Below are 22,416 nucleotides of genomic sequence, written 5' to 3'. Positions count from 1 at the left end.
GACGCCGTGGACGACCTGGACGTCACCCTGATCGAGTTGTTCCACGCCGAGCCCAGGGTGGGGGCGCTCGAGGCGTCCCGCCGGCTCGGCGTCGCACGCGGCACCGTGACCGCACGGCTCGAGCGGCTCGAGCGCAGCGGGGTGATCTCCGGCTGGGGCCCCACGCTCGACCCGTCCGCCCTGGGCCACCCGGTCACGGCCTTCCTCACCCTCGAGATCCGCCAGGGCGCCGGGCACGACACCGTCGGCGACCACCTCGCGACGATCCCGGAGGTGCTCGAGGCGCACACGATCACCGGGCCCGGCGACATGCTGGCCCGGGTGGTCGCCCGCTCCAACGCCGACCTGCAGACCGTGATCGACCGGGCCCTCGACCACCCGGGAATCGTCCGTTCGTCGACGGTGATCGCGCTCGCCACGCAGGTCCCCTACCGGGTCACTCCCCTGCTCCGCAGTTCGGTGTGAGTGGTTTCGGCAGGCTCAACCACCCGTTGGTTGAGCCTGCCGAAACCACCTCATCGTCGGATCGCGGCTCAGCCGGACTTCCGGGTCGCCCACTCCCGCAGCCGGTCGATCCGGGCCTGCAGCTGGTCCGCCGTCGCGATCGCCGCGGCGGGGCCGCCGCAGTCCCTGCGCAGCGCCGCATGCGTGACGCCGTGGGGCTGGCCGGTGCGGTGGTGCCACGCGGCGACGAGGCTGTTCAGCTCGCGCCGCAGGATCGCCAGCCGCTCATGGGTGGTGGTGCTCTCCACGAGCGGGTCGTCCGCGGACTCGGCCGCGGCCCTGAGGTCGCGGCGCTGTGCCTGCCGGCGCTGGAGCAGGCTGCGGACCTGGTCGGGCTCGAGGAGGCCCGGGATGCCGAGGAAGTCCATCTCCTCCTCCGAGCCGACGTGCACCTCACCGGCGTGGCCGAACTCCGCCCCGTCGTACAGGACGTGGGCGAACGTCGCCTGCGAGCCGAGCGCCTCGAAGGGCACCAGGGTCTCGTCGGCGGATGCCGACTCACCGGCCTGCGCCTGGGCGAGCAGGGCGTTCTCGGCGGCGAAGAGGTCACCCTCGTCGGTGATCGTGCGACCGAGCACGTGATCGCGCTCGAGCTCGAGCTCGGAGGCGAAGCCGAGCAGCGAAGGGTGCGAGGGCAGGAAGATCGACGCGGTCTCACCCCGGGCCCTCGCCCGGACGAACCGGCCGACCGCCTGGGCGAAGAACAGCGGCGTGGACGTGGTGGTCGCGTAGACGCCGACCGCGAGCCTCGGCACGTCGACGCCTTCCGACACCATCCGGACCGCGACCATCCACCGGTTCTCGCCGGCGGAGAACTTCGCGATGTTCTTCGAGGCGGCCTTCTCGTCGGAGAGCACCACGATCGGCTTCTCCCCGGCGATCCGCTGCAGCAGCGCGGCGTACGCGCGCGCGGAGTCCTGGTCGCTGGCGATCACGAGGCCACCGGCGTCGGGCACGTTCTTGCGCACCTCGGAGAGCCGGCGGTCCGCTGCCTCCAGCACGGCGGCGATCCAGGACCCGCCGGGATCGAGCGCCGTGCGCAGCGCCTGCGCCGCCATGTCCTTGGTCAGCGGTTCTCCGAGCCGCGCCGAGATCTCGTCGCCGGCACGCGTGCGCCACTGCAGGTCGCCGCCGTACGCCCAGAACAGCACCGGGCGCACGACGTGGTCGCGCAGCGCGTGGCCGTAGCCGTAGGTGTAGTCCGCGGCACTGCGGAGCACGCCGGCTCCGGCCTCGGGGTCGGGCTCGTAGGTGACGAACGGGATTGGGTTCACGTCCGACCGGAACGGCGTACCGGTCAGCGCGAGGCGGCGCTTGGCGGGCTCGAAGGCCTCGCGGACGGCCTCGCCCCAGGAGAGCGCGTCACCCGCGTGGTGGATCTCGTCGAGGATCACCAGCGTCTTGAACCGCTCGGTGCGGATCCGGTGCGCCAGCGGGTTGGACGCGACCCCGGCGTAGGTCACCGCGACGCCGACGAAGTCCTTGCTGGTCCGCCCCTTGCCGCCGGAGTACGCCGGGTCGATCGGGATGCCCACCCGTGCCGCCGCCTCGGCCCACTGCGTCTTGAGGTGCTCGGTCGGCGCGACCACGGTGATCCGGTCGACGAGGCGCCGGCCGAGCAGCTCGGCGGCGATCGTCAGGGCGAACGTCGTCTTGCCGGCACCGGGTGTCGCCACGGCGAGGTAGTCGCGCGGGTCGGAGTCGAAGTACCGCCCGATCGCCTCGGCCTGCCACGCACGCAGGCTCGGAGCCGTTCCCCAGGCCGCGCGTGCGGGATAGGCCGGGGAAAGCTCGATCTGCGGCGGCTCCTGACCGCCCGGGGTCAACGGCCGGACCGGTAGTAGCGGTACGCGGCGAGCATGCGGGCACTCTGGCCGGGAGTGAACTGGTACATGCAGTCGTCGTAGGAGTAGTCCAGGAAGTTGTGGATCGGGTCCGGCAGGTCGATCAGCGGGCCGGTCGGGTCGGCAGGGTTCTGGTACTCGGGGATGGTGCACGTGTTGCGGTCGTCGCAGCGGAAGCTCGGGGCCGCCTCGGCCGGCGTGTCCGCGACGCCGTCGCCCCCGGTGCCACCGACGCAGCCACCCTCGAAGGTGTGCAGCAGGCCGAGCCAGTGGCCGGTCTCGTGGATCACGGTGTCCCCGTGGTTGTACCCGTCCGCCCGGCCACCCGGCAGGCTCGCGTCGCTCACGGTCACGCCGTCCAGCCCACGGCGCCAGGCGCGCTGCCACGGGAACGTCGAGAACCCGAGCAGCACCTGACCGGGCACCGCGGTCCGGTTGACGTAGATGTTCAGCACCCGCGGCTTGCCGCGGTGGAGCCGGCGCTTCATCTGCTTGTCCGCCGCGCTGTACGGCCGCGCGTGGAACCAGCGCTCGTTGCGGCTGACCGTGATCTTCTTCAGCCGGAAGCTCACGCCGGTGGGGGCCATGCCCAGGTCCTGGGTGCCGGCGTAACCGCCGTTGAGGGTCCAGAACATCTGTCGGGCGGCGCGTCGTCCGATCCGGCGCTCGCCGTGGCGCCGTCCGTGGATCAGGTGGATGTACACCGGTACGACGATCGGCCCGGTCGCGGCCGCGCGCGCCCGGGACGACGGGTCGAGCGAGGCCTCGGCCCGCCGTGCAGCCGCCGCGGTGATCCGGGTCTCCGCGCGCAGGGCCGAGGCGACCCGCGTCCTCGTGCGGTCGCTCACCGGGACGGTGTCGGCAGCCTCCCGCCACGGGGTGGGCCGGCTGGTCGGGTGCAGGCACGGCGTGCCCGCCGCCGACCGGACGGTCGCGCCGGCCGTCGAGGCGTGTGCCGGGGTGCTCGCGAGGGAGGCCAATGCCGCGAGGGCGAGCCCGACGAGTCCGACCGAGAGGCGCCGGGCCGTGGTCACCGAGAGGCCCTGGGGCGCAGGGGGGTCAAGCCTCACTCGTCATCGCTTTCGCGCATGCTCTCCCAGATCTCCTTGCACTCAGGGCAGACGGGGTACTTCTCCGGGTCCCGACTCGGAACCCATACCTTCCCACACAGGGCGATGACCGGCGTGCCGTTCACCATGGCCGCCATCAGCTCGTCCTTGGGGACGTAGTGCGAGAACCGTTCGTGGTCTCCGTCGTCGGTGGGCCGCAGCTCCTGGTCGACGCGCACGTCCTCCAGGACATCGGTCCCGAAACCGGCCGTCCGCTGAGAATTCACCACGGCATCGTAACGTGGCGCCGGAGCCGGCCACGCCCCGAGCGGCTCAGTTGAGCCCCGGTTCGGTGGGCATCGTGGCGAGCATCGCCAGCTGGCCGCCCTGGCGTCGCAGCACCTGCGACCACAGCCGCGCCGGATCGAGCAGGAACGGGTCCTGCGGCTCCGCCGGTACGACGTACCACGCGCCCTCCTCGATCTCGGCCTCGAGCTGGCCGACGCCCCAGCCGGCGTACCCGGCGAAGATGCGCAGCGCGGACACGGCGTCGGAGAGCAGCTCGACCGGCGCGTCGAGGTCGACCAACCCCGTCGACCCGAACACGCGTCGCCACCCCACCGGCTCGTCGTCCGCCGACACGGTCGCGACCGCGATCGCCGCGTCGGTCTCGACGGGCCCGCCCTGGAACAGCACGCCGGGCCCGGCCACGAGGTCGGCCCAGGGCTCGAGCACGTCCGCGACCTCGAGGTCGGTCGGCCGGTTCAGCACGACGCCCAGCGCCCCGGTGTCCCCGGTGTCGAGCAGCAGCACGATCGTGCGCGCGAAGTTCGGGTCGGCCATGGTCGGAGCCGCGATCAGCAAACTCCCGGTCGCCGGCTCCATGCCTCCATGATTTCACCCCGGCGGTAGGCGCGCGAACGCGGCGACCCTCCCGGGGTCGGCCGCAGTCCGGCGCAGGACCCCGAGAACCCTGCCCCGGACGTTGACGATCCCCGGGCCAAGGGTGGGAGGGAGGCCCGGGGATCGTCTGTGGGAGGGGGATCAGGCGGCGAGAACCGCCTTGATCCGATCGACGAGGGAGGGAGTGTCACTCTCGTCGACAGTCGGGGTGGTGACGTCGGTCGTGGCGTTCGCCAGCAGCGCCTCGGCCGCCGCGGCGGTGATCGCCGAGCGAGCCTTCAGCTCCACCTGACGGCCGGCACGAGCGGCCGCAGGGCTCTCGTCGTTGGCCAGCCCGGCAGCAGCGGCCAGTCGGGCCCACTCCTTCTCGCTGGCCCGCTGGAGGGCGGCCGCCATCTCCGGGTCGCTGGGCGACTCGACGTAACGGTCGAGGACCATCCGGACCCCCGGGAGCTGCTCGCTCGTCTGCCGCCACGCGGAGGCCACCGCGGCCTCGAGGTCCAGCGGCTCGCTGGTGAGCGCCCGCTCGATGTTGCCCGACAGGCGGGCGTTCCACTTCAGCCACAGCGCGGCAAGGAGGTCCAGCTCGTCGCGGAAGGTCTCGGAGACGCCCGGGAGCTGCATGGGCAGCGCACCGTCGCGCCGTGCGTCGGCGGTCTCGATGACGGTCTGGAGGATCTCTCCACGGTGATGGAAGGTGTTCCAGGTCATGGCACACGTCCTTTCAGATTCACATACCGCGAGTACGTACCCAAGGTACGGAGCCGTACTCTCGGTATGCAAACCATTTGCCGGTGACGTCGGTTACACATACCGACGGTCGGTCCTAGACTGCGGGAATGCCCACGCGCTCCCCCGCGGAGAAGATCCGGTCGACGATCCCCAAGGTCGCCGGCGTGTCGCGGCGCCAGCAGTACTCCGCGTCGACGAAGCGGGCGCTCGTGGACGTCGCGACCCGGCTGTTCACCGAGCAGGGGTACGCCGCCACCAGCCTGGACCAGGTCGTCGCGGGCGCCCGGGTCACCAAGGGAGCGCTCTACCACCACTTCAGCGGCAAGCAGGGGGTCTTCGAAGCCGCCTTCGAGCAGGTCGAGCGGGACGCCTCCAAGCGGATCCGCAAGGCCCTGAGGGGCTCCCGCGACCCGTGGGAGAAGGCGCTCATCGGGCTGCGGGCGTTCCTCGAGATCGTCCAGGACCCGTCGTACCAGCGCGTGGTGATCCAGGAGGGCCCCGCGATCCTCGGCTACGAGCGGTTCCGGGAGCAGGAGGAGCGCTCCAGCTACGGGCTCGTGCAGGACATGGTCCGCGACGTGCTCGAGGACTCGACGTACGACCTCAGCGAGGAGATGCTCGAGACGTTCACGCGCATCTTCTTCGGCGCGATGTCCGCCGCAGGCGAGAGCGTGAGCTCCGCGGCCGATCCCCGTCTGGCGGTGGCCCGCGTGGAGACCGCGATCGCCTTCATCCTCACGGGTCTGCGCACGCTCGCGGACAACGGCGTGGAGCTGCCCGACCCCGCGGACCTGCTCGAGCAGACCGACGACGAGTGAGCCGAGCCGGCTCGGCCCGCTCGCCCCAACGATCCGGGCTCAGTGGATCCTGATGTTGCCGCCGGCCTTCTTGTTCGGGAGCAGCTCGATCCACACGTGTCCGGCCGGCACCTTCATCGTGCCGGCGGCGGTCGAGAGCACGAGCTGGCCGTCACGACCGTCCTTGCTCCAGGTGCCGCGCGTGACCTGCCCGTTGTGGAAGAGCATCAGCTGACCCTTGCCGAAGAACAGCGTCTCCGGCACCGGGTTGCCGGCCGGGTCGCGGTAGCCCGCGTCACCCTCGCGCACCCGCAGCACCAGCACGGAGTCCGGCTTGAACTGGTCGTTCGCGGGCGCGTGCGAGTTGGTGTTCACGTACTTCTTGGTCTGTGCGTCGAACCGGAACGACGTGGTCGTCGCGCGGCTGAAGGAGACGTCGAACCCGTTGGCCGGCTGGCTGCCTGCGAAGTCGGACTCCTGGCCCCAGGGCAGGTAGCTGGCCGGCACGACCGCGCTCTTCTTCAGGCTCTTGGCGAGCGTCGGCAGGTTGGCGAAGACGCTGTGCAGGAAGTCGTGCTTGCCGTCGGGCGCCCGCGACACACCGGGCGCGCCCATCGTGTAGTACTTCACGTGCGCGGCGTTCAGGCGCGCCACGGTCGGCGGCGCCATGCCGCTGGCGATCAGCACGGCGTGGGTGGGAGTCACGACGCCGATGTCGGAGGCCCGGGCGGAACGGACCGGACCGGCCTTCGTGGGCAGCTTGGAGTAGAACATCGCGGCCAACCGGGTGATGCCGCCCTCGACCAGCTCCTCGACCACCATGTCGGCGTCCCCGAGACCGGCCTGCGGGTCGCTGGCCGCGGTGTTGTCGATCTTCACGATCATCACCGGGTGGTCCGGGGTGGTCTCCGGAGCCGGAAGGCCGGTCAGCGGCCAGACCGCCGCGAGCTGGGTGCCGCCCTGGGTCGGCTGGGAGGTCGGCCGCTCGGTCGGCTTCTTGTCGCTGCTGCTGCTCTTGCCCCCGCAGCCGGCGAGCACGAGGCAGGCCACGGCGGCGAGCACCACGAGCGTCTGCAGACGCTTGCGGGGGTGGGAGGAAAGGGCAGGGAGGCGTGCAGTCATGCGGCATAGCATGACTGAGGGGTCCTGCCGATCGTGGCAGGACCCCCCGTGTCCGGGCCTCCGGCTCGTGCGGTACGCCGCGCCGGAGGGCGAGGTCAGATCTTGCCGCCCCCGTCGACGTACAGGGTCTGGCCGGTGATGTAGGACGCCTCGTCGCTGCACAGGAACGCGGCCGCGGCCGCGATGTCCTCGGGGTAGCCCACCCGCTTGACCGGGTTGGCCTCGGCGTTGAGCCTGCGGAACTCGTCGACGTCCATCTTCAGCCGGCGCGCCGTGTCGTCGGTCATCTCCGTGGCGATGAAGCCCGGTGCGATCGCGTTGACGTTCACGCCGAAGGGGCCGAGCTCCAGCGCCAGCGTCCGGGTGAAGCCCTGCACGCCCGCCTTGGCCGCCGAGTAGTTCGCCTGGCCGCGGTTGCCGAGGGCCGAGATGCTCGACAGGTTGAGGATCTTGCCGTACTTCTGCTCGACGAAGGTCTTCTGGGCCGCCTTGCTCATCAGGAACGCGCCCTTGAGGTGCACGTTCATCACGGAGTCCCAGTCCTCCTCGGTGAGCTTGAAGAGCAGGTTGTCGCGCGTGATGCCGGCGTTGTTGACCAGCACGTGCAGTCCGCCGAGCTCCTCGACGACGCGGCCCACGGCGGCGTCGACGGACGCCGCGTCGGCGACGTTGCAGGCCACGCCGATCGCCCGCTCGGCGCCGAGGCCTGCGGCGGTCTCCCGGGCCTGCTCCTCGTTGATGTCGAGCACGGCGACCGCGGCGCCCTCCTCGGCGAACCGCTTGGCCGTGCCGGCGCCGATGCCCCGCGCCGCGCCGGTGATGATCGCCACCCGTCCGTCGAATCGACCCATGACTGCTCCTGTTCGGTGTGCTCGTGTCAGCGGAAGTCGGTGCGCTCCCCGGGGGAGCAGCAGGGGTCACTCTAGGGCGCGGGCCACCGGCCGCTGCGCCCCGGCCGCGCTGCGGGCAGCGAGCGGCTCGGTCTAGGCTGCACGGCGTGGGTAGAGCCAACTTCAAGTTCGCGGGGCTGTGTGCACTCGCGCTGGCGTTGGCGATGGTGGTGGTCGCGTGGGTCGAGGACCTGCCCGTCCGCGACCCCGACGGAGTCGTCGTGCCGACGTACGTCCGGCTGCCGATCATCCTGCTGATCGCCTGGCTCCTCGACGTGCTGCCCCGGTCCGTGCACCGCAGCGTCACGGCGCCGCGCGAGGCGCGCGCGGGCTGGCGCACCCCGTGGCGGGACTTCCGCACGGTGGCCCGCGAGCGGTGGACGCGGTCGCACGTGATCTTCTCGGTCTCGGGCCTCGCCGCGTGGTACGTCTGCTACGCGGCCTTCCGCAACCTGAAGAGCTACGTGCCCTTCGTGCACGAGCGGATCTTCGACACGTCGTTCCACCGCATCGACCACACACTCTGGATGGGCCACGACCCGGCCAACGTGCTGCACTCCTGGTTCGGGACCGGCTGGGCGGCGGAGTTCTTCTCCGCGGTCTACGTGATCTGGATCGTGCTGATCCCGGTGTCGCTGGCGATCGCCCTGGTCTGGACGCGCCACCCTGCAGCCGGTTCGTGGTTCGTGACCGCGGTCGCGCTGGACTGGCTGCTCGGCGTCGCGACGTACTACGCGCTCCCGACGCTCGGCCCGATCTACTCCTCCCCCGGCGACTTCGCCGACCTGCGGCACACCTACGCCACCACCCTGGAGGAGGACCTCCTCCGAGACCGGCTCAACGTGCTCTCCGATCCCCACGCCACCCATGCGGTGCAGACGATCGCGGCGTTCCCGTCCCTGCACGTGGGGATCATGGTCACGGTCTGCCTGTTCGTCACCCTGATCGGGCTGGCCCGCTGGATCCGCGTCACCGCCTGGTCCTTCCTCGTGCTCACCGTGCTCTCCACGATCTACCTGGGGTGGCACTTCTCGCTCGACGTCCTCGGGGGCGCCGTCCTCGGCGCGGCCGCGGTCTGGCTGGCCGCGCTCGGCACCGGCAACCACGTCGGCGGCCGGCCGCGCCTGGTCGACCGGGGCAGCTACGACCGCGCGCAGACGGAGGAGCAGGAACCCGAGCGGGTCAGCCCAGCGCCCGGCTGATCCTGGCTGCGTAGTCGGCCGCCTCGGCGTCGTCGGCGTACTTGGTCCGCGGCCAGAAGAACCCGCGAAGACCGTCGCCCTTCGTGCGTGGCACCACGTGGCAGTGCAGGTGGGCGACCGACTGCGACACGGTGTTGTTCATCGCCACGAAGGACCCCTGCGCGCCGATCCCCTCCACCAGGGCTGTCGCCAGCCGCTGGATCGACGCGAGGAAGCCGTCACGAAGCTCCGCCGGCAGGTCGGGCAGCGTGACCACGTGCCGGCGCGGGACGAGCAGGGTGTGGCCCTTGAACACGGGCCGGGTGTCGAGGAAGGCGACGAAATCGTCCTCCTCCAGGACGAGCTGGGCCGGGACGGCGCCGGTCGCGATCTCGCAGAAGAGGCAGCTCGGCATCAGTCGTCGCTGTGCCGGACTCGTACGTCGACGCCGACGAGCAGCACCAGCGCGGCCAGCACCGCGGCGGTGAAGCCGGTGCCGTCGAGGTGGTCGAAGTACTCCCCCCGGGCGAGGTTCGCGCCCAGTCCGCCGATCGCGGCACCGATCAGGCCGAACACCACGAGCGTCGCCAGGCGCGGAGAGCCGGGGCCGTGGCGGACCAGCCAGACGAGTGCTGCCACGATCACGCCGGCGACGAGGTATCCCAGCAAGCCCATGGGCGACAGGTTAGTGGAACCGGTTCCAGTTCCGGCTCACTGCGTCCGCACGAACAGGGTGTTGGGGCTCACCGAGGTGAAGCCGAGGCGCTGGTAGAGGGAGTGCCCGAGCGCACTGGCGTCGAGGATCGCGTCCTTCGCCCCCGCGTCCGCGGCCGCCCGAAGCGCAGCAGCGGTCATGGCTGTGCCGACTCCGCGGCCTCGCCAGCCGGGGTCGGTGTTGACGAAGTACACGGCGGCGGTGCGTCCGAAGATCGCGCTGGCCGAGGTCGCCCGGACGTGTCCGGCGGCGTCGGTGGCGGCCAGCATCCGTGCGTGAGGGATCGAGCGCAGGTAGGCCACGAAGCCCGCGAGCTCCTCGACCGGACTCGCGCCGGAGTCGGCCTCGAGCGCCGCAGCGGCGGCCTGCTCGAGGGGCACGGCCGACTCGGTCGGCTCGCCGACGGGACGGAGCGTGAGGCCCTCGGGGAGCGGCGGGTGCGGGACGGTCGCGAGGTCCGGGCACACCATCGCGGTCGCCGGATCTGCACGGTAGCCGCCGGTCTCCTCGACCAGCCGATGGCAGACGTCCGCGCCGGCGAACACGGTCACGACGAGCGCGTTGAGCGCCGGGAGCCGCTCGCCGAAGAGGTCGAGCGCGCGGTCGTCGGTGACCAGGACTCGTCCGTCGACGGCATCGGGGCCGCCGATCAGGCCGACCAGCCCGGGCCCTTCGATGATCTCCTGGCCCGGTCGCCTCATCACCCGGACGCGCTCCCGGAAGCCGCGCACGTAGTGGTCGAGCTGGTGGTTGACCCCCGTCATGGCCGGAAGCCTAGAAGGGGGTCGGTGGATCAGGAGGCGTAACGGTGCAGGCCGTGCTTGAGCTGCTGGCGAAGGAGGACCTCGCGCATCTCGTCGGCGTCGGCGCTGTCCTGGCTGCTGAGCACGCCGAGGAGGTCGTTGATCTCGGCGGGCGTGCGGTACGACGCGAGCTCGCGCTCGAGGGACCGCCGTGCGGAGCGCTCCTCGCGACGCTCACGGAGCTCGTCGCGCACGGTCGCCACCAGGCGGGCGGAGGGACCAAGGATGGTGTTGTTCGTCTTCATGCCTCCAGTGTCCGCGCGTCCGATCCATACGTCCAATCGCTGTCGCGCAAGAAACCCATGCGCTATCGTCATGGATGTGGACACCGAGGCTCTGCGCTGGTTCCAGCTGGTCTGCGACGGCATGACCGTGACCGAGGTCGCGCACGTGCACCAGGTCAGCCAGCCCGCGGTGTCCCGCTCCCTGGCTCGCCTGGAGGCGGAGGTCGGCACACCCCTGCTCCAGAAGGCGGGGCGCCTGTTGCGTCCGACGTACGCCGGCGCGGTGTTCAAGCGCCACGTCGACGCCCTCATCCACCGCCTCGACGACGGCCTGGCCGCCCTCACCGAGCTGACCGACCCGCGCACCGGCACGGTGGCCGTGGCCTTCCAGCTCTCGCTCGGCACCTTCCTGGTGCCGGGCATGATCGAGAGCTTCCGCGAGGAGTACCCCCGCGTCCGGTTCCGGCTGGAGCAGTCGCACGACGCGCTCGGGTCGTCGATGGTGGCCGGCGGCCGGATCGACCTGGAGTTCACCTCCCGCCGGCCGCGCAACCCGGCCGTGCGCTGGGAGCGCCTGTTCGCCCAGCCGCTGTTCCTGGCCGTACCGAGGCGGCACCGCCTGGCCCGAAGGAGAGAGGTGTCCCTCGCCGACGCCGCCGAGGAGGACTTCGTGATGCTGCGCCCCTCCTGGGAGCTGCGCACGCTCTCCGAGCAGCTGTGCGCGGACGCCGGCTTCGAACCCCGGGTCGCGTTCGAGGTCGACGACCTCCCCGTCGTCCACGGCTTCGTCGCCGCGGGGCTGGGGGTCGCGATCGTCCCCGCGACCGAGGGCGAGCCGCAGCCGGTCGGCGCCGCCGCAGCGCTGGTCCGGCTCACCGACGCCGGCGCGTTCCGCGACATCGGCGTCGCCTGGTCGCGGGAGCGACGCCTGCTCCCGTCGGCCGAGCTGTTCCGCCGGCACGTGCTCGCGCTCAAGGGCGGCCGGATGCCGACCGCGACCGCCTGAGCCGCGCCGACGAGGCGCCGCGAACCCACAGGGCGCGCACAGGTTGCTCCTGAGGTCGCCCCAGCCCGGCGACCCAGGATCGTGTCGACCACCCGAGGAGGGACGACACGATGGCGGACCAACCGACCACACCCAGCGGATCCCGCTGGGAGCCCGAGAGCAACGAGACCCCGGCCGACCCTGCAGACGGCGCGCCGGCCGACGCCACGGCGTACGCCGACCTGCCCGACGCCTCGCCGGCTCCGGCGCTCGACGACCCGGCCGCCGAGGAACGCCGCGCCCAGCTGCGCAGCCGCGCGATCCTGGCCGGGGCCGCGACCGCGCTGACGCTGGGCGCGGGCCTCACCGGCTTCGTCGTCGGGCACAGCACCGCCGGCAACGGCGGCACCGACTTCCGCCCTGCCAACTTCACGGGGCAGGTGCCGGGCAACGGCCGGCTCGGGCAGGGCCAGCAGGGGCCGCCCTCGTTCGGCGACCGGGACGGGGACCACGTCGGCGACCCCGACGGCGACGGCAACGGCGGCCCGGGCTTCCCCGGCGGCTCGGGGAGCTCCAGCAGCTCCGGCACGGACGGGGCCGGCACCTCCGCGAACCCGACATGACCGCTGCGGTCAGCGCGCCGTCCGTCGAGCGACGGGCGGTGCGCGGCGGGACCTCCCGCGCGCGGTTCGACGCCGGCGTGCGGCTGGCGGCAGTCGTGGGCCTCTGGACCGGCCTGCTGCTGGTCACCTACTGGTGGAGCGCCGGCGGCGGGATCCGTGATCTCGGGTCCTGGGCCGACGGGCTCACCTCGGTGGGGCGGCTGACCGGCCTGATCGCCTCGGACCTGCTCCTCGTGCAGGTCCTGCTGATGGCACGGGTGCCCGTGCTCGAGCAGGCGTTCGGCCAGGACCGGCTGGCCGTGATCCACCGCCTCGTCGGGCTCACCTCGTTCGACCTGATGGTCGCGCACGTCGTGCTGATCACCTGGGGCTACGCCGCCGGCCGGGTCGGCGCCACCCCCGGGACCTTGTGGACCCTGACCTGGGACTACCCCGGGATGCTGCTCGCCGTCGCCGGGACGCTCTTCCTGTTCCTGGTCGTCGGCACCAGCATCCGGGCCGCCCGTCGCCGTCTCCGCTACGAGTCCTGGCACCTGCTGCACCTCTACGCCTACCTCGGCGCCGGTCTCGCCCTGCCCCACCAGCTCTGGACGGGCCGGGAGTTCCTCGCCTCGCCGGCCGCCACGGCTTACTGGTGGACGCTGTGGGGGCTCGCCGCCGGCGCCGTCCTGGTATGGCGGGTCGTCCTTCCGCTGTGGCGCAGCGCCCGGCACGGCCTGCGGGTGACGTCGGTCGTCCGCGAGTCCGCCGACGTGGTCAGCGTCTACCTGACCGGCCGTCGGCTGGACCGGCTGCGGGCCGAGCCCGGGCAGTTCTTCCAGTGGCGGTTCCTGGGCCGGTCCGGCTGGACGCGGGCGAACCCCTACTCGCTGTCAGCCGCGCCGGACGGTCGCAGCCTGCGGATCACCGTGAAGGCGCTGGGCGACAGCAGCACGTCGCTCGCCACCGTGCGGACGGGGACCCGCGTCCTCGTGGAGGGTCCGTACGGCCGGCTGAGCCCTCGGGCGCGCACGCGTCGGAAGGTGGCGCTCTTCGGAGCCGGAGTCGGGATCACCCCGATCCGCGCCCTGGCCGAGGGCCTCGCCTACTCCCCCGGCGACGCCGTGCTGCTGCACCGGTTCACCCGCGAGCCGCTGTTCGCCCGCGAGCTCGACGTGCTCGCCCGTGAGCGCGGGCTGCGCGTGCTCGACCTGCCCGGCCACCGTCGCGCACACGACTCGTGGCTGGGCGCCGGCCTGCAGGGCGTCGACGACCTCACCGCCCTCCGTCACTGGGTGCCCGACCTCGCCGACCGCGACGTCTACGTCTGCGGCCCGGAGCCCTGGGTCGAGAGCGTGCGTCGTACCACCGCTGCCGTGGGACTTCCCGCCGAGCAGCTCCACATCGAGACCTTCGGATGGTGACCCCGTGAGACGGATCGTCCTGTGGTTCATGAGCACGCTGACCGTGGTGGTCCTGCTCTTCGGCTACCACACCTCGACCTCGGGGCCGAGCTCCGCGAACAGCTCGGTGGTCAGCTCGGGAAGCGACGGCTACAGCGGTTCGTCGGGCACCGCGAGCTCCGGCTCGACGTCGGACACGTCCGGCACGTCGGGCTCCGCCTCGGGTTCCTCGGGTTCTTCCTCGTCGAAGGCCACCTCGGTCACGGGCGACACCGCGCAGACCCAATGGGGGCCGGTGCAGGTCGAGATCACGGTCTCCGGCGGCCGGATCACGGCGGTCGACGTGCCGGTCTACCCGAGCGACAACCCGCGGGACCAGGAGATCAACTCCTACGCCCTCCCCCAGCTGATCCAGGAGACGCTCGACCAGCAGAGCGCGAACATCGACATGGTCAGCGGCGCGACCGTCACCAGCGACGGGTACCTGCAGTCGCTGCAGTCCGCCCTCGACCAGGCGGGGCTGTGAGCGCCGTGGCGGCCGCGCCGGCACCGGCAGCGACCGGCGCGGGCACCGGCCCCCGCGTGGCCCGGTACGTCGAGCACGTGATGGGCATGCCGATCAGCCTCGCGCTGCGTGGCCGGCACGTCGACGACCGCCGCGCGCGGGACGCCTGGGACGAGGTGGTCGCCGACCTGCGCGACGCCGACCAGGTGTTCAGCACTTACCGGGACGACTCGGCGATCTCGCGTCTCGGTCGGGGCGAGATCACCCTGGCCGACTGTCCTCCGGAGGTCCAGGAGGTGCTCGAGCTCGGCCAGATCGCCCGGGTGCAGAGCGACGGCGCCTTCGACGTGCGCCGAAGGACCGCGACCGGCGAGACCGTGCTGGACCCGAGCGGCGTCGTCAAGGGCTGGGCGGTGCAGCGTGCCTCGGCCTGGCTGCACGCGCTGCCCGACACCGACTTCTGCCTGTCCGCAGGCGGCGACCTGGTCTGCCACACCGACGACCCCGCAGGGCAGCCGTGGCGGGTCGGGATCGAGGACCCGGCGGACCCGCACCGGCTGATCGGGATCGTCCCGGTACGTCGCGGAGCCGTCGCCACCTCGGGCACGGCGCACCGCGGCGAGCACCTCGTCGACGCGCGCACCGGCACCCCGCCCGCAGCCGTCGCGTCGGTGACGGTCGTGGCGGGCTCGCTCACCTGGGCCGACATCGACGCCACCGCGGCGTACGCCCTGGACGCGGAGGCGGCGACCTGGCTGCGCGGCCGGACCGGTCGCGCCGGCCTCGTGGTCTGGCGGGACGGTCGGGTCGAGCGGATCGGCTGACCCACCGCGCGGCCCGGCGTCTGCTTGCGCGCTGCCGGGAAATGGGGCATCCTCGAGAACCTAAACAACGTGTTTAGGTATCTGTGGAGGTCGGAATGGCGCCGAGCATGCCGCGCGACGGACAGGCCATGGCTCACCCCGCGGGCACACCCCAGGCCGACCGCGCGCACCTGGCCGAGCTCCTGACCTTCGCGGCGCACGGCAACGCGGACGCGTTCATGAGGTTCTACGACCTGACCTGCGCGGCGGCGTACCGCGCGGCCCGCCTGACCTGCACCGACCCGGACCGCGCCGAGGACCTGGTCTGTGCGTTGTACGCGCGCGCCTGGGCAACCGCCGACAGCCACCCGCGTTCGGGCCGCTCGCCCCTCGCCTGGCTCCTCGCCGGGATCACCGAGGCGGCGCTCGCCAGCCCGGGAACCGATGCCCGGGCGACCGGCGCGCACGGGCCCGCGGCGGCCTGGCCCCGCGGCGCCTAGCCGAGACGAGGAAGACCCGGACCCACGATCGTGGGTCCGGGTCTTCCTCGACGTCCTGAGACATCACATCGGTGGAGCTGGCGGGAATCGAACCCGCGTCCTCGAGCGCCGAACCAGGTCTTCTCCGGGTGCAGTCCGTGAGGTCGCTTTTCTCGGCCCCGGCGCTGGCACGGACACGTGCGCCGACGGGCTCAGTCAGGAAAAAGTCCCGATCAACCCTCCTGACAGGAGTTGATCAGCAAGCCCCCTAGATGAGGCCAGGATCCGGGACGGAGGCAGATGCCCGGTCTGACCCTTCGATCACTGCTCAGGCAGCGAGAGCGAAGTGACTGCGCTTAGCGTTGGCAGTTGTGTTTTCCAGCGGACGTTTACGAGATGACGCTGGCTTCTCGACCCGCTTCTCCTGGGACAAGCGTCCCCAGTCGAAACCAATCAGCCCCTCTTGAGTTGTGCTGTCTCCAGCGTACTGACTAGAACCTGCCGGACCCAGCCGGTATTCCGGGCCCGACCAGGTGCAGGACCACGACGGGCTGGTCGGGCGGGCCGTCGAAGTGGGTCCACCGTCGCCGGTACGACGCCAGCGCGGCGGCGTGACCGTCGGCTTCCGGAAGCAGCACGCGGCCGGTCGCGGGGTGCCAGCCCGACCCGTCGAGCACCCACACCATCGTGTCGGTGCGGCCGAGGTTGTGCCACCAGGTCTTGTGCGCGGGATGCCCCGGTACGACGACCAGGTCGGTGCCGTGCTGGGCGAACTGCACCGGGAACCGGCTGACCAGTCCGCTGTGCCGGCCGACGACGCCAAGGCCCACGAGCCGCCGGTGCGCTCCGAGCCGGCGCCCCGCGACCATCGCGAGCGCGACCTGGTTCGCGATCGGCTGGCCGTCGAGCGCGGCCAGCCAGGGCGAGGACACCAGCCCGAGCGCGGCTCCGGCGAGCGCACCGGTCGCTGCGCCGTACGCGGCCAGCACGGGGAGGGACCAGTGCGCACCTGCGGTCGAGGCTCCGGTGAAGATCAGGGCCATCGCCGGCGGCCAGGCGGCGGTGCTCGCCACCACCCACCGCCAGGGGTGACGCACCACGCCGCGAAGGGCGGTCGCCTGCGCCAGGCCGAGGACGGGCCCCATCAGCAGACCGAGGCCCAGACCACCCAGGACCATGAGGACCACCGGCGGCCCGCTCGTGTCCTCACCGCCACCGAGGACGCTCGGGGCGGACGCGCCTGCCCAGCCGAGGCCGGCGACCAGGACCGTGAGCAGCGCGTACCGGAAGCGCGAGAGCCGCGGCCACCGCGTCCCCAGGACCTGACCCTGGAGCACACCGAGGGCCGTGCCCTCGACCAGGCCGCCGGCGACCACCACGCCGAGCGCCAGCCAGCGCGCGGCGCTCTGCGGGCCGTCGGCCACGTCCTGGCCCAGGCGGGCAGCCGCTGCCGAGACCCCCATCCCGATCGTCTCGGCGGCGGCGCACGCGAGGATCCAGCGGCCGAAGGACACGGCCCCGGGTGCGCTCATGGCACCCAGTGTCAGCGGCGTCGCCAGAGGTGCGTCAGGGGCCAAGGTCCCCGTCGGGAGCGCCGAAGAGCCCGGCGGCGTTGTGCCAGCACACCCTCCGCAGCCAGGCCTCGTCCAGGTCTCCGCACCGGTCGTGCAGCCGCTCGAGCGCCTCGAGCTGGTGGGCGTAGGGATACGGGATCGTCGGGAAGTCCGAGCCCAGCAGGACCTTGTCGCCGAGCGCGGCCAGACGCGGCAGCAGCTCGTCGGGATAGGGGCCGTCGGACTCGAAGAAGTCGGTGAACACCATCGTGGTGTCCAGCCGGGTGTGCTCGTGCTGCTCGGCGAGCGCGAGGAAGTCCGCATACTCCGGGGCGCCGAGGTGGGCGACGACGACGGCGAGGTCCGGGTGCCGGTCCAGCAGCCGGCGGAGGTGGTCGGGGCCCGTGAACTCGTTGCCGACCGGACCGGACCCGACGTGGACCACGATCGGCGTGCGCGACGCCTCGAGCCGCTCCCAGGCCGGCTCCAGCAACGGGTCGTCGAGGGCGAACTCCCCCACCTGGGCGTGCAGCTTGAAGACCTCGACGCCCGAGTCGACGAGCGCGCCCACCTGCTCCCCGACCCCCGGCTCCGGGTAGAACGTCGCCGAGCGCAGGCAGTCCGGGTGGGCGGCGGCGAAGTCGGCCGCCCAGTCGTTCAGGTACGCCGCCACTCCCGGCTTGTGCGCGTAGGGCAGGGCACTGAACCGGCGTACGCCGAGGGCACGGAGCTGTGCGACCCGTTCCTCGAGCGTGCCGCGGTAGCGGATCGGCCACGGCCGGCCGAGCTTCGGGCCCGCGGCGTCGAACTGCCGCCACACCGCAGCCTCGATCCTGGGCGGCAGGAAGTGCACGTGCACGTCGTAGAGGCCCGGGAGGCCGAGCGCCTGCCACCAGGCCGGGACGTCCTCGTCGATCACTCCTGGCCCTTGAGCCGCCGACCGATCGCCTGCTGCTTCTCCCGGTCGTCCTGCCGCTCGCGGAGGGTCTGGCGCTTGTCCCAGGACTTCTTGCCCTTCGCCAGCGCGATCTCGACCTTGGCCCGGCCGTCCTTGAAGTACAGCGACAGCGGGACGATCGTGTAGCCCTTCTCGCTGGTCTTGCGCTCGATCTTGTCGATCTCGACCCGGTTGAGCAGCAGCTTGCGCTTCCGGCGGGCCGCGTGGTTGGTCCAGGTGCCCTGGGCGTACTCCGGGATGTGGACGCCGTGCAGCCAGGCCTCGCCGTTCTCGATGTCCACGAAGCCGTCGACGAGCGAGGCCCGGCCGGCGCGCAGCGACTTCACCTCGGTGCCCATGAGGACCAGGCCGGCCTCATAGGTGTCCTCGACGTGGTAGTCGTGGCGCGCCTTGCGATTCTGCGCCACGAGCTTGCGCCCCTGCTCCTTCGGCATGGGCGCATCCTCTCAGGCGGGCGCAACCGGGTTGGGCCGCGGGGTTTTCGACCGGTGGTTCCTGAGCTTGCCGAAGGACTCAACCACCGGGTGGTTGAGCCTGCCGAAACCCCGGACCGATCAGAAGAACTGCATCGGGTCGACCGCGGTGCCGTCGAGCATCACCGTGAAGTGCAGGTGGCAGCCGGTGGACCAGCCCGTGGTGCCGGCGTACGCGACGACGTCGCCGCGGCCGACCTGGTCGCCGGTGTGCGCCTTGTAGGCGCTGGCGTGGTTGTAGATCAGCACCATGCTCTTGCCGTTGACCCGGCCGGCGTCGAGGTAGAGCCGGTTGCCCCACACGCTGGAGTAGTACTCCGAGATGACGGTGCCGGACGCGCCGGCGTGCATCGGCTCGCCGCACGGGGCTGAGAAGTCGACGCCGTCGTGCAGGCCCCAGTAGCCGTAGATCGGGTGCCGCCGCCAGCCGAACGGCGAGGTCACGGCCCCGGGCACCGGCCGGTAGAGGAACCCGCCGGTGTCGCCGGCGTAGCCGCCCTTGTCGTGAGCGGCCTTCGCGAGGATCGCCTTCTGGATCCGGGCCTCGCGCTTCTTCAGCTGCTGCAGGACGAGCAGGTCGTGCCGGCGGATCTGCCGGGCCGCGGCGGCCGCCTGCGCCCGGGCGGCGACCTGCTGGGCGACGGCGGCCTGGTTCGCTGCGGCCTGCTGCTCGAGCTGCTGACGGCGCACCAGGTTCGCGGCCGCGAGGCGCCGCTGCTCCGCGACGTCCGCCTTGGCCTTGGCGACCTTCTCCTTCTGGACCACGAGGAGCGCCTGGGTGGCCTTGAGCCGGTCGAGCATGTTGCTCTCCCGGCTCATCAGGTTGTCCACGGTGTTCATCTGGGTGGTGAGGTCCTCGGGGTTCTGCGAGTTGAGCATCACCGAGAGGCCCATCAGCGAGGGGTCGCCGTACTGGAAGTCGGCCGCAGCCAGCCGGCCGATGTCGGCACGCTGCTGCTTCACGGCCGCCTCGCCGTTGGTGACGTCCTGCTCCGCCTGGGCGAGTGCGGCCTCGGCCGCGGCGAGCTTGGCCTGCATCTGGGCGTCGAGGACCTGTGCCGCGGTCAGCTCCCCCTGCGTGGCGGCCAGCTGCTGCTGGGCCACGGCGAGGCTCGCGCGCGCGGCGTCGAGCCGGTGGGTGGCCTTGACCAGGGCGGTGCTGGCGTCGTCGAAGTCGTTGGAGACCGACTTGATGCTCGCCTGCACCTTCTTCTTCTTGTCGTGCAGGTTGTCGGCGTGCGCGAGCGGTGCCGCCGGACCGGCCGCGACCGCGAGCGTGCAGAGGATCGCGAGCGTGCGGGAGACGCGGCGACGGCCCGAGGAGTCAGAGCGCGACGCAGCAGTGCGAGGGGAAGGACGATCCACCGGTCAGCCTGTTCAAATTGGGGAAGAAGTGAACAGAGTGACCGTAACGGACCAGAGTCACACTCTGAGGTATTTGCGGGTCATCACGAGTGTCGGGATCAGGGTCAGCAGGACGCCGAGCAGGGCGATCCCGCCCACGGAGAGCAGCGCATCGTGCCAGTCGACCCACTCGACGATGTGCGAGCCCGGTCGCAGCCGGCCGTAGATCACGACGTACATGAACACCGCGAGCGTGCCGGCGGCCAGTCCCACCCCGATCAGCGCCGCGACCAGCGTCTCCATGAGGAACGGCAGCGAGATGTAGAGGTTGGAGGCGCCGACGAGCCGCATGATGCCGATCTCCTTGCGACGCGCGAACGCCGCCAGCCGGATCGTGTTGCCGACCTGCAGGATCGCCGCCACCAGCAGGAACGCGGCGATCGCGATCGCGCCCCACTTGAGCACGGTCATCCAGAAGTAGATCGGCTTGAGCACCTCGCGCAGGTCGCGCACGGCGGTGACACCGTCCATGCCGGAGAGGGCCGACTCCACGCCGCGGTACTGGTTCGGGTCCTTCAGCTTCACCCAGTAGGACTCCTGCATGTCTGCCGGCGTGACCGTGGAGTAGATCTCCTGCTCGCTCTTGTCCTTGGAGATGTAGACGCGCTTCCAGGTCGCGAAGGCCTGGTCCTTGGTCTGGAACTGGTACGACGCGACCTCGGGGTGGGTGTCCAGGACCTGCTTGATCGCGGCCTTCTGCGGCTCGGTGACCTCACCGGAGGTGCAGTGCGGCGTCCGGGAGTTCTGGTTGCACAGGAAGACCGTGATCTGCAGCTTGCTGCCCCAGTACTGCTCCGCCTTCTGGGCCTGGGCGTTGAGCAGCAGGCCCATGCCGACGAGGGTCAGCGAGACGAAGATCGTGACGACCAGGGCGACCGTCATCGAGACGTTGCGCCGCAGACCGGTGCCGGTCTCGGAGAAGACATACCTCAGCTGCACGGTGACTCGATCCCTCTAGTTCTGGAAGCCGTAGACGCCACGGGACTGGTCACGCACCACGCGACCGTCGTCGAGCTCGATCACGCGCTTGCGCATCTGGTCGACGATCCCGGCGTCGTGGGTGGCCATCAGCACCGTCGTACCGGTGCGGTTGATCCGGTCGAGCAGCTTCATGATCCCGACGCTGGTGTTCGGGTCGAGGTTGCCCGTCGGCTCGTCGGCGATGAGGATCTGCGGCCGGTTGACGAACGCCCGCGCGATGGCGACCCGCTGCTGCTCACCGCCCGAGAGCTCGTCGGGCATCCGGTCGCCCTTGCCCTCGAGACCGACCATCTCGAGGGTCTCGGGCACCACCTTGTTGATGTGCGACCTGGGCTTGCCGATCACCTGCAGGGCGAACGCGACGTTCTCCGAGACGGTCTTGTTCGGAAGCAGCCGGAAGTCCTGGAAGACGGTGCCGATCTTGCGGCGCAGCGCCGGCACCTTCCAGCTGGCCAGCCGGTTGATCTCCTTGCCGGCCACGTACACCCGACCCTGGTTGGGGCGCGCCTCGCGGAGCACGAGCCGCAGGAAGGTCGACTTCCCGGAGCCCGAGGCGCCGACGAGGAAGACGAACTCGCCCTTCTCGACGTCGACGCTCACGTCGGAGAGGGCAGGCCGGCTCTGGCCGGGGTACGTCGTGGAGACGCTCTCGAATCTGATCACAGGATGTTGGGGCGGGCCGGTGTCGGGGACGGGAAGGTGTCGGTGCCACTCGGGCACGGCAGGGCTCCGGCCGCTCACCGAGTGTAGGCGAGGGGCCTGAAGCGGTCCTGAACGTGCTCGGGCTCGGTGTTTCGGGCCGTGCCCGTCGTCCGTGCTCATCGTCCGGGCCCGTCGTCCGGGGCCGTCGTCTAGGGTTGCCGCCCATGAGGCGGGGACCGGCGCTGCTCGCCGCGGCGTGCGCGCTCGCGGCGCCGCTGCTGGTGGCCTGCAGCGGCTCGGACCGCCCGACCGCGGTGAGGACCTCGGCCCCCACGCCGATCAGCCGGCTCGACGCCACGCAGGTGCGGGTGGCCAAGGCGGGGTTCTGCGACCGGGTGCCCGCCTCCGCCGTACGCCGGGCGCTCGACGGCACGCCGCAGAGCCACGACGCGTGGGCCAACGGCGACCCGATCCCCGCCGCGACCGGGTCGGGCGACGTCGGTCACGAGATCGGCTGCTCGTGGACCGGTGCGGACGGGTCCACGGCGCGCGCCTGGGTCTTCGCCCGGTCGGTCACCACCGACTTCGCCGGCACCCTGGTCGCGCAGGCCGGGAAGCAGCAGGGATGCACCGCGGAGGCGGCGAAGGTGTTCGGCAGCCCCGCGCTGCTGCAGACCTGTCCCCAGCCCGGGGGGCTCGAGCGCCTCCGCCGCGCCGGCCTGTTCGGCGACTCCTGGCTGACCTGCGAGCTGACGGCCCCGGCGTCGGGGCCGCAGGCCTCCCGGCGCGCGCGGCTCGACGACTGGTGCGGCGCGGTCGTCGCCGCCCTGCGCGTGGCCTGAGCGACGCCCCGTCGGCGAGCGG

General features: G+C 71.8%; 27 protein-coding genes and 1 other RNA gene. 10 read left to right on the top strand and 18 right to left on the bottom strand.

What is annotated here, in order from left to right; all coding sequences use genetic code 11:
* Nucleotides 1-6: 6 nt before the first annotated feature.
* On the top strand, nt 7-465 hold the full coding sequence (locus EFL26_RS11790; RefSeq protein ID WP_246000162.1) for an Lrp/AsnC family transcriptional regulator: 459 nt from the start codon (nt 7-9) through the stop codon (nt 463-465).
* A 68-nt stretch (nt 466-533) separates the two neighbouring features.
* Here the strand turns inward: EFL26_RS11790 and EFL26_RS11785 are convergent, their stop codons facing one another.
* The 5 genes from EFL26_RS11785 to EFL26_RS11765 form a co-directional block, all read right to left on the bottom strand.
* On the bottom strand, nt 534-2,330 hold the full coding sequence (locus tag EFL26_RS11785) for a DEAD/DEAH box helicase (protein WP_425464109.1): 1,797 nt from the start codon (nt 2,328-2,330) through the stop codon (nt 534-536).
* Nucleotides 2,327-3,382 (bottom strand): zinc metalloprotease, encoded by a 1,056-nt coding sequence (locus EFL26_RS11780; RefSeq protein WP_123223076.1) that lies wholly within the window; start codon nt 3,380-3,382, stop codon nt 2,327-2,329. Before EFL26_RS11780 ends, EFL26_RS11785 begins: the two co-directional genes overlap by 4 nt.
* Nucleotides 3,383-3,414: 32 nt before the next feature.
* On the bottom strand, nt 3,415-3,645 hold the full coding sequence (locus EFL26_RS11775; protein ID WP_123223772.1) for a DUF3039 domain-containing protein: 231 nt from the start codon (nt 3,643-3,645) through the stop codon (nt 3,415-3,417).
* An 85-nt stretch (nt 3,646-3,730) separates the two neighbouring features.
* Nucleotides 3,731-4,282 (bottom strand): YqgE/AlgH family protein, encoded by a 552-nt coding sequence (locus EFL26_RS11770; protein ID WP_123223075.1) that lies wholly within the window; start codon nt 4,280-4,282, stop codon nt 3,731-3,733.
* 159 nt (nt 4,283-4,441) lie between these two features.
* Nucleotides 4,442-5,011 carry a hypothetical protein gene (locus tag EFL26_RS11765; protein WP_123223074.1) on the bottom strand — a complete coding sequence of 190 codons (570 nt, stop codon included), beginning with the start codon at nt 5,009-5,011 and terminating at the stop codon, nt 4,442-4,444.
* A 128-nt stretch (nt 5,012-5,139) separates the two neighbouring features.
* Here EFL26_RS11765 and EFL26_RS11760 point away from each other — a divergent pair, with 128 nt between their 5' ends.
* Nucleotides 5,140-5,850 (top strand): TetR/AcrR family transcriptional regulator, encoded by a 711-nt coding sequence (locus tag EFL26_RS11760; RefSeq protein WP_123223073.1) that lies wholly within the window; start codon nt 5,140-5,142, stop codon nt 5,848-5,850.
* A gap of 39 nt (nt 5,851-5,889) precedes the next feature.
* Here the strand turns inward: EFL26_RS11760 and EFL26_RS11755 are convergent, their stop codons facing one another.
* Both EFL26_RS11755 and EFL26_RS11750 read right to left on the bottom strand, forming a co-directional pair.
* Nucleotides 5,890-6,951 (bottom strand): DUF3048 domain-containing protein, encoded by a 1,062-nt coding sequence (locus EFL26_RS11755; protein ID WP_183408158.1) that lies wholly within the window; start codon nt 6,949-6,951, stop codon nt 5,890-5,892.
* A 95-nt stretch (nt 6,952-7,046) separates the two neighbouring features.
* On the bottom strand, nt 7,047-7,802 hold the full coding sequence (locus EFL26_RS11750; RefSeq protein ID WP_123223071.1) for an SDR family NAD(P)-dependent oxidoreductase: 756 nt from the start codon (nt 7,800-7,802) through the stop codon (nt 7,047-7,049).
* 146 nt (nt 7,803-7,948) lie between these two features.
* On the opposite strand from EFL26_RS11750, the gene EFL26_RS11745 reads away from it, so the two are divergent.
* On the top strand, nt 7,949-9,043 hold the full coding sequence (locus tag EFL26_RS11745; protein WP_148046694.1) for a phosphatase PAP2 family protein: 1,095 nt from the start codon (nt 7,949-7,951) through the stop codon (nt 9,041-9,043).
* Here the strand turns inward: EFL26_RS11745 and EFL26_RS11740 are convergent.
* Genes EFL26_RS11740 through EFL26_RS11725 form a run of 4 tightly spaced genes read right to left on the bottom strand, consistent with a single transcriptional unit; the run spans nt 9,024 to nt 10,785 of the window.
* Complete coding sequence (locus EFL26_RS11740) at nt 9,024-9,437, bottom strand: HIT family protein (RefSeq protein WP_123223069.1); 414 nt, start codon at nt 9,435-9,437, stop codon at nt 9,024-9,026. The genes EFL26_RS11745 and EFL26_RS11740 overlap by 20 nt on opposite strands.
* The gene (locus tag EFL26_RS11735; RefSeq protein ID WP_123223068.1) at nt 9,437-9,697 is read right to left on the bottom strand and encodes a hypothetical protein; all 261 of its coding nucleotides are present in this window, start codon (nt 9,695-9,697) and stop codon (nt 9,437-9,439) included. Before EFL26_RS11735 ends, EFL26_RS11740 begins: the two co-directional genes overlap by 1 nt.
* Before the next feature lie 36 nt (nt 9,698-9,733).
* Nucleotides 9,734-10,501, bottom strand: coding sequence for a GNAT family N-acetyltransferase (locus tag EFL26_RS11730; protein WP_123223067.1), 768 nt, complete (start codon nt 10,499-10,501; stop codon nt 9,734-9,736).
* Between the two features lie 29 nt (nt 10,502-10,530).
* Nucleotides 10,531-10,785, bottom strand: coding sequence for a hypothetical protein (locus EFL26_RS11725; RefSeq protein WP_123223066.1), 255 nt, complete (start codon nt 10,783-10,785; stop codon nt 10,531-10,533).
* A gap of 76 nt (nt 10,786-10,861) precedes the next feature.
* On the opposite strand from EFL26_RS11725, the gene EFL26_RS11720 reads away from it, so the two are divergent.
* The 6 genes from EFL26_RS11720 (at nt 10,862) to EFL26_RS11695 (ending at nt 15,562) form a co-directional block, all read left to right on the top strand.
* Nucleotides 10,862-11,770 (top strand): LysR substrate-binding domain-containing protein, encoded by a 909-nt coding sequence (locus EFL26_RS11720; protein ID WP_123223065.1) that lies wholly within the window; start codon nt 10,862-10,864, stop codon nt 11,768-11,770.
* 110 nt (nt 11,771-11,880) lie between these two features.
* Nucleotides 11,881-12,372, top strand: a complete 492-nt coding sequence (locus tag EFL26_RS11715; RefSeq protein ID WP_123223064.1) for a hypothetical protein — start codon at nt 11,881-11,883, stop codon at nt 12,370-12,372.
* Entirely contained in the window at nt 12,369-13,775 is a 1,407-nt protein-coding gene (locus tag EFL26_RS11710; protein ID WP_123223063.1) for a ferredoxin reductase family protein, read from the top strand. Before EFL26_RS11715 ends, EFL26_RS11710 begins: the two co-directional genes overlap by 4 nt.
* A gap of 4 nt (nt 13,776-13,779) precedes the next feature.
* Entirely contained in the window at nt 13,780-14,280 is a 501-nt protein-coding gene (locus tag EFL26_RS11705; RefSeq protein WP_123223062.1) for an FMN-binding protein, read from the top strand.
* Entirely contained in the window at nt 14,277-15,083 is an 807-nt protein-coding gene (locus tag EFL26_RS11700; RefSeq protein WP_246000161.1) for an FAD:protein FMN transferase, read from the top strand. Before EFL26_RS11705 ends, EFL26_RS11700 begins: the two co-directional genes overlap by 4 nt.
* Before the next feature lie 95 nt (nt 15,084-15,178).
* Nucleotides 15,179-15,562: a sigma-70 family RNA polymerase sigma factor gene (locus EFL26_RS11695; RefSeq protein ID WP_123223061.1), complete on the top strand. Its 384-nt coding sequence runs from the start codon at nt 15,179-15,181 to the stop codon at nt 15,560-15,562.
* A 69-nt stretch (nt 15,563-15,631) separates the two neighbouring features.
* On the opposite strand, the gene ssrA is transcribed toward EFL26_RS11695, so the two are convergent.
* From ssrA to ftsE, 7 genes are all read right to left on the bottom strand, one after another.
* Nucleotides 15,632-16,002, bottom strand: a transfer-messenger RNA (tmRNA) gene (ssrA, locus tag EFL26_RS11690).
* 30 nt (nt 16,003-16,032) lie between these two features.
* Nucleotides 16,033-17,073, bottom strand: a complete 1,041-nt coding sequence (locus EFL26_RS11685; RefSeq protein WP_148046693.1) for a PNPOx family protein — start codon at nt 17,071-17,073, stop codon at nt 16,033-16,035.
* Between the two features lie 34 nt (nt 17,074-17,107).
* Complete coding sequence (locus tag EFL26_RS11680; RefSeq protein ID WP_123223059.1) at nt 17,108-18,013, bottom strand: amidohydrolase family protein; 906 nt, start codon at nt 18,011-18,013, stop codon at nt 17,108-17,110.
* Entirely contained in the window at nt 18,010-18,486 is a 477-nt protein-coding gene (smpB, locus tag EFL26_RS11675; protein WP_123223058.1) for an SsrA-binding protein SmpB, read from the bottom strand. Before smpB ends, EFL26_RS11680 begins: the two co-directional genes overlap by 4 nt.
* Nucleotides 18,487-18,606: 120 nt before the next feature.
* Entirely contained in the window at nt 18,607-19,890 is a 1,284-nt protein-coding gene (locus EFL26_RS11670; RefSeq protein WP_123223057.1) for a M23 family metallopeptidase, read from the bottom strand.
* Between the two features lie 57 nt (nt 19,891-19,947).
* On the bottom strand, nt 19,948-20,868 hold the full coding sequence (ftsX, locus tag EFL26_RS11665) for a permease-like cell division protein FtsX (protein ID WP_123223056.1): 921 nt from the start codon (nt 20,866-20,868) through the stop codon (nt 19,948-19,950).
* Between the two features lie 15 nt (nt 20,869-20,883).
* Complete coding sequence (ftsE, locus tag EFL26_RS11660) at nt 20,884-21,573, bottom strand: cell division ATP-binding protein FtsE (protein WP_123223055.1); 690 nt, start codon at nt 21,571-21,573, stop codon at nt 20,884-20,886.
* A 203-nt stretch (nt 21,574-21,776) separates the two neighbouring features.
* Between ftsE and EFL26_RS11655 the strand changes: the two genes are divergently transcribed.
* A complete protein-coding gene (locus tag EFL26_RS11655; protein ID WP_123223054.1) occupies nt 21,777-22,394 on the top strand; it encodes a hypothetical protein in 618 nt (205 codons plus the stop codon).
* Nucleotides 22,395-22,416 lie beyond the last annotated feature (22 nt).

The sequence above is a fragment of the Nocardioides pocheonensis genome (assembly GCF_003725535.1).
GTDB classification, from domain to species: Bacteria; Actinomycetota; Actinomycetes; order Propionibacteriales; family Nocardioidaceae; genus Marmoricola; species Marmoricola pocheonensis.
The sequence above is the reverse complement of the archived record's forward strand: the minus strand, read 5'-3'. Positions and strand labels throughout refer to the sequence as shown.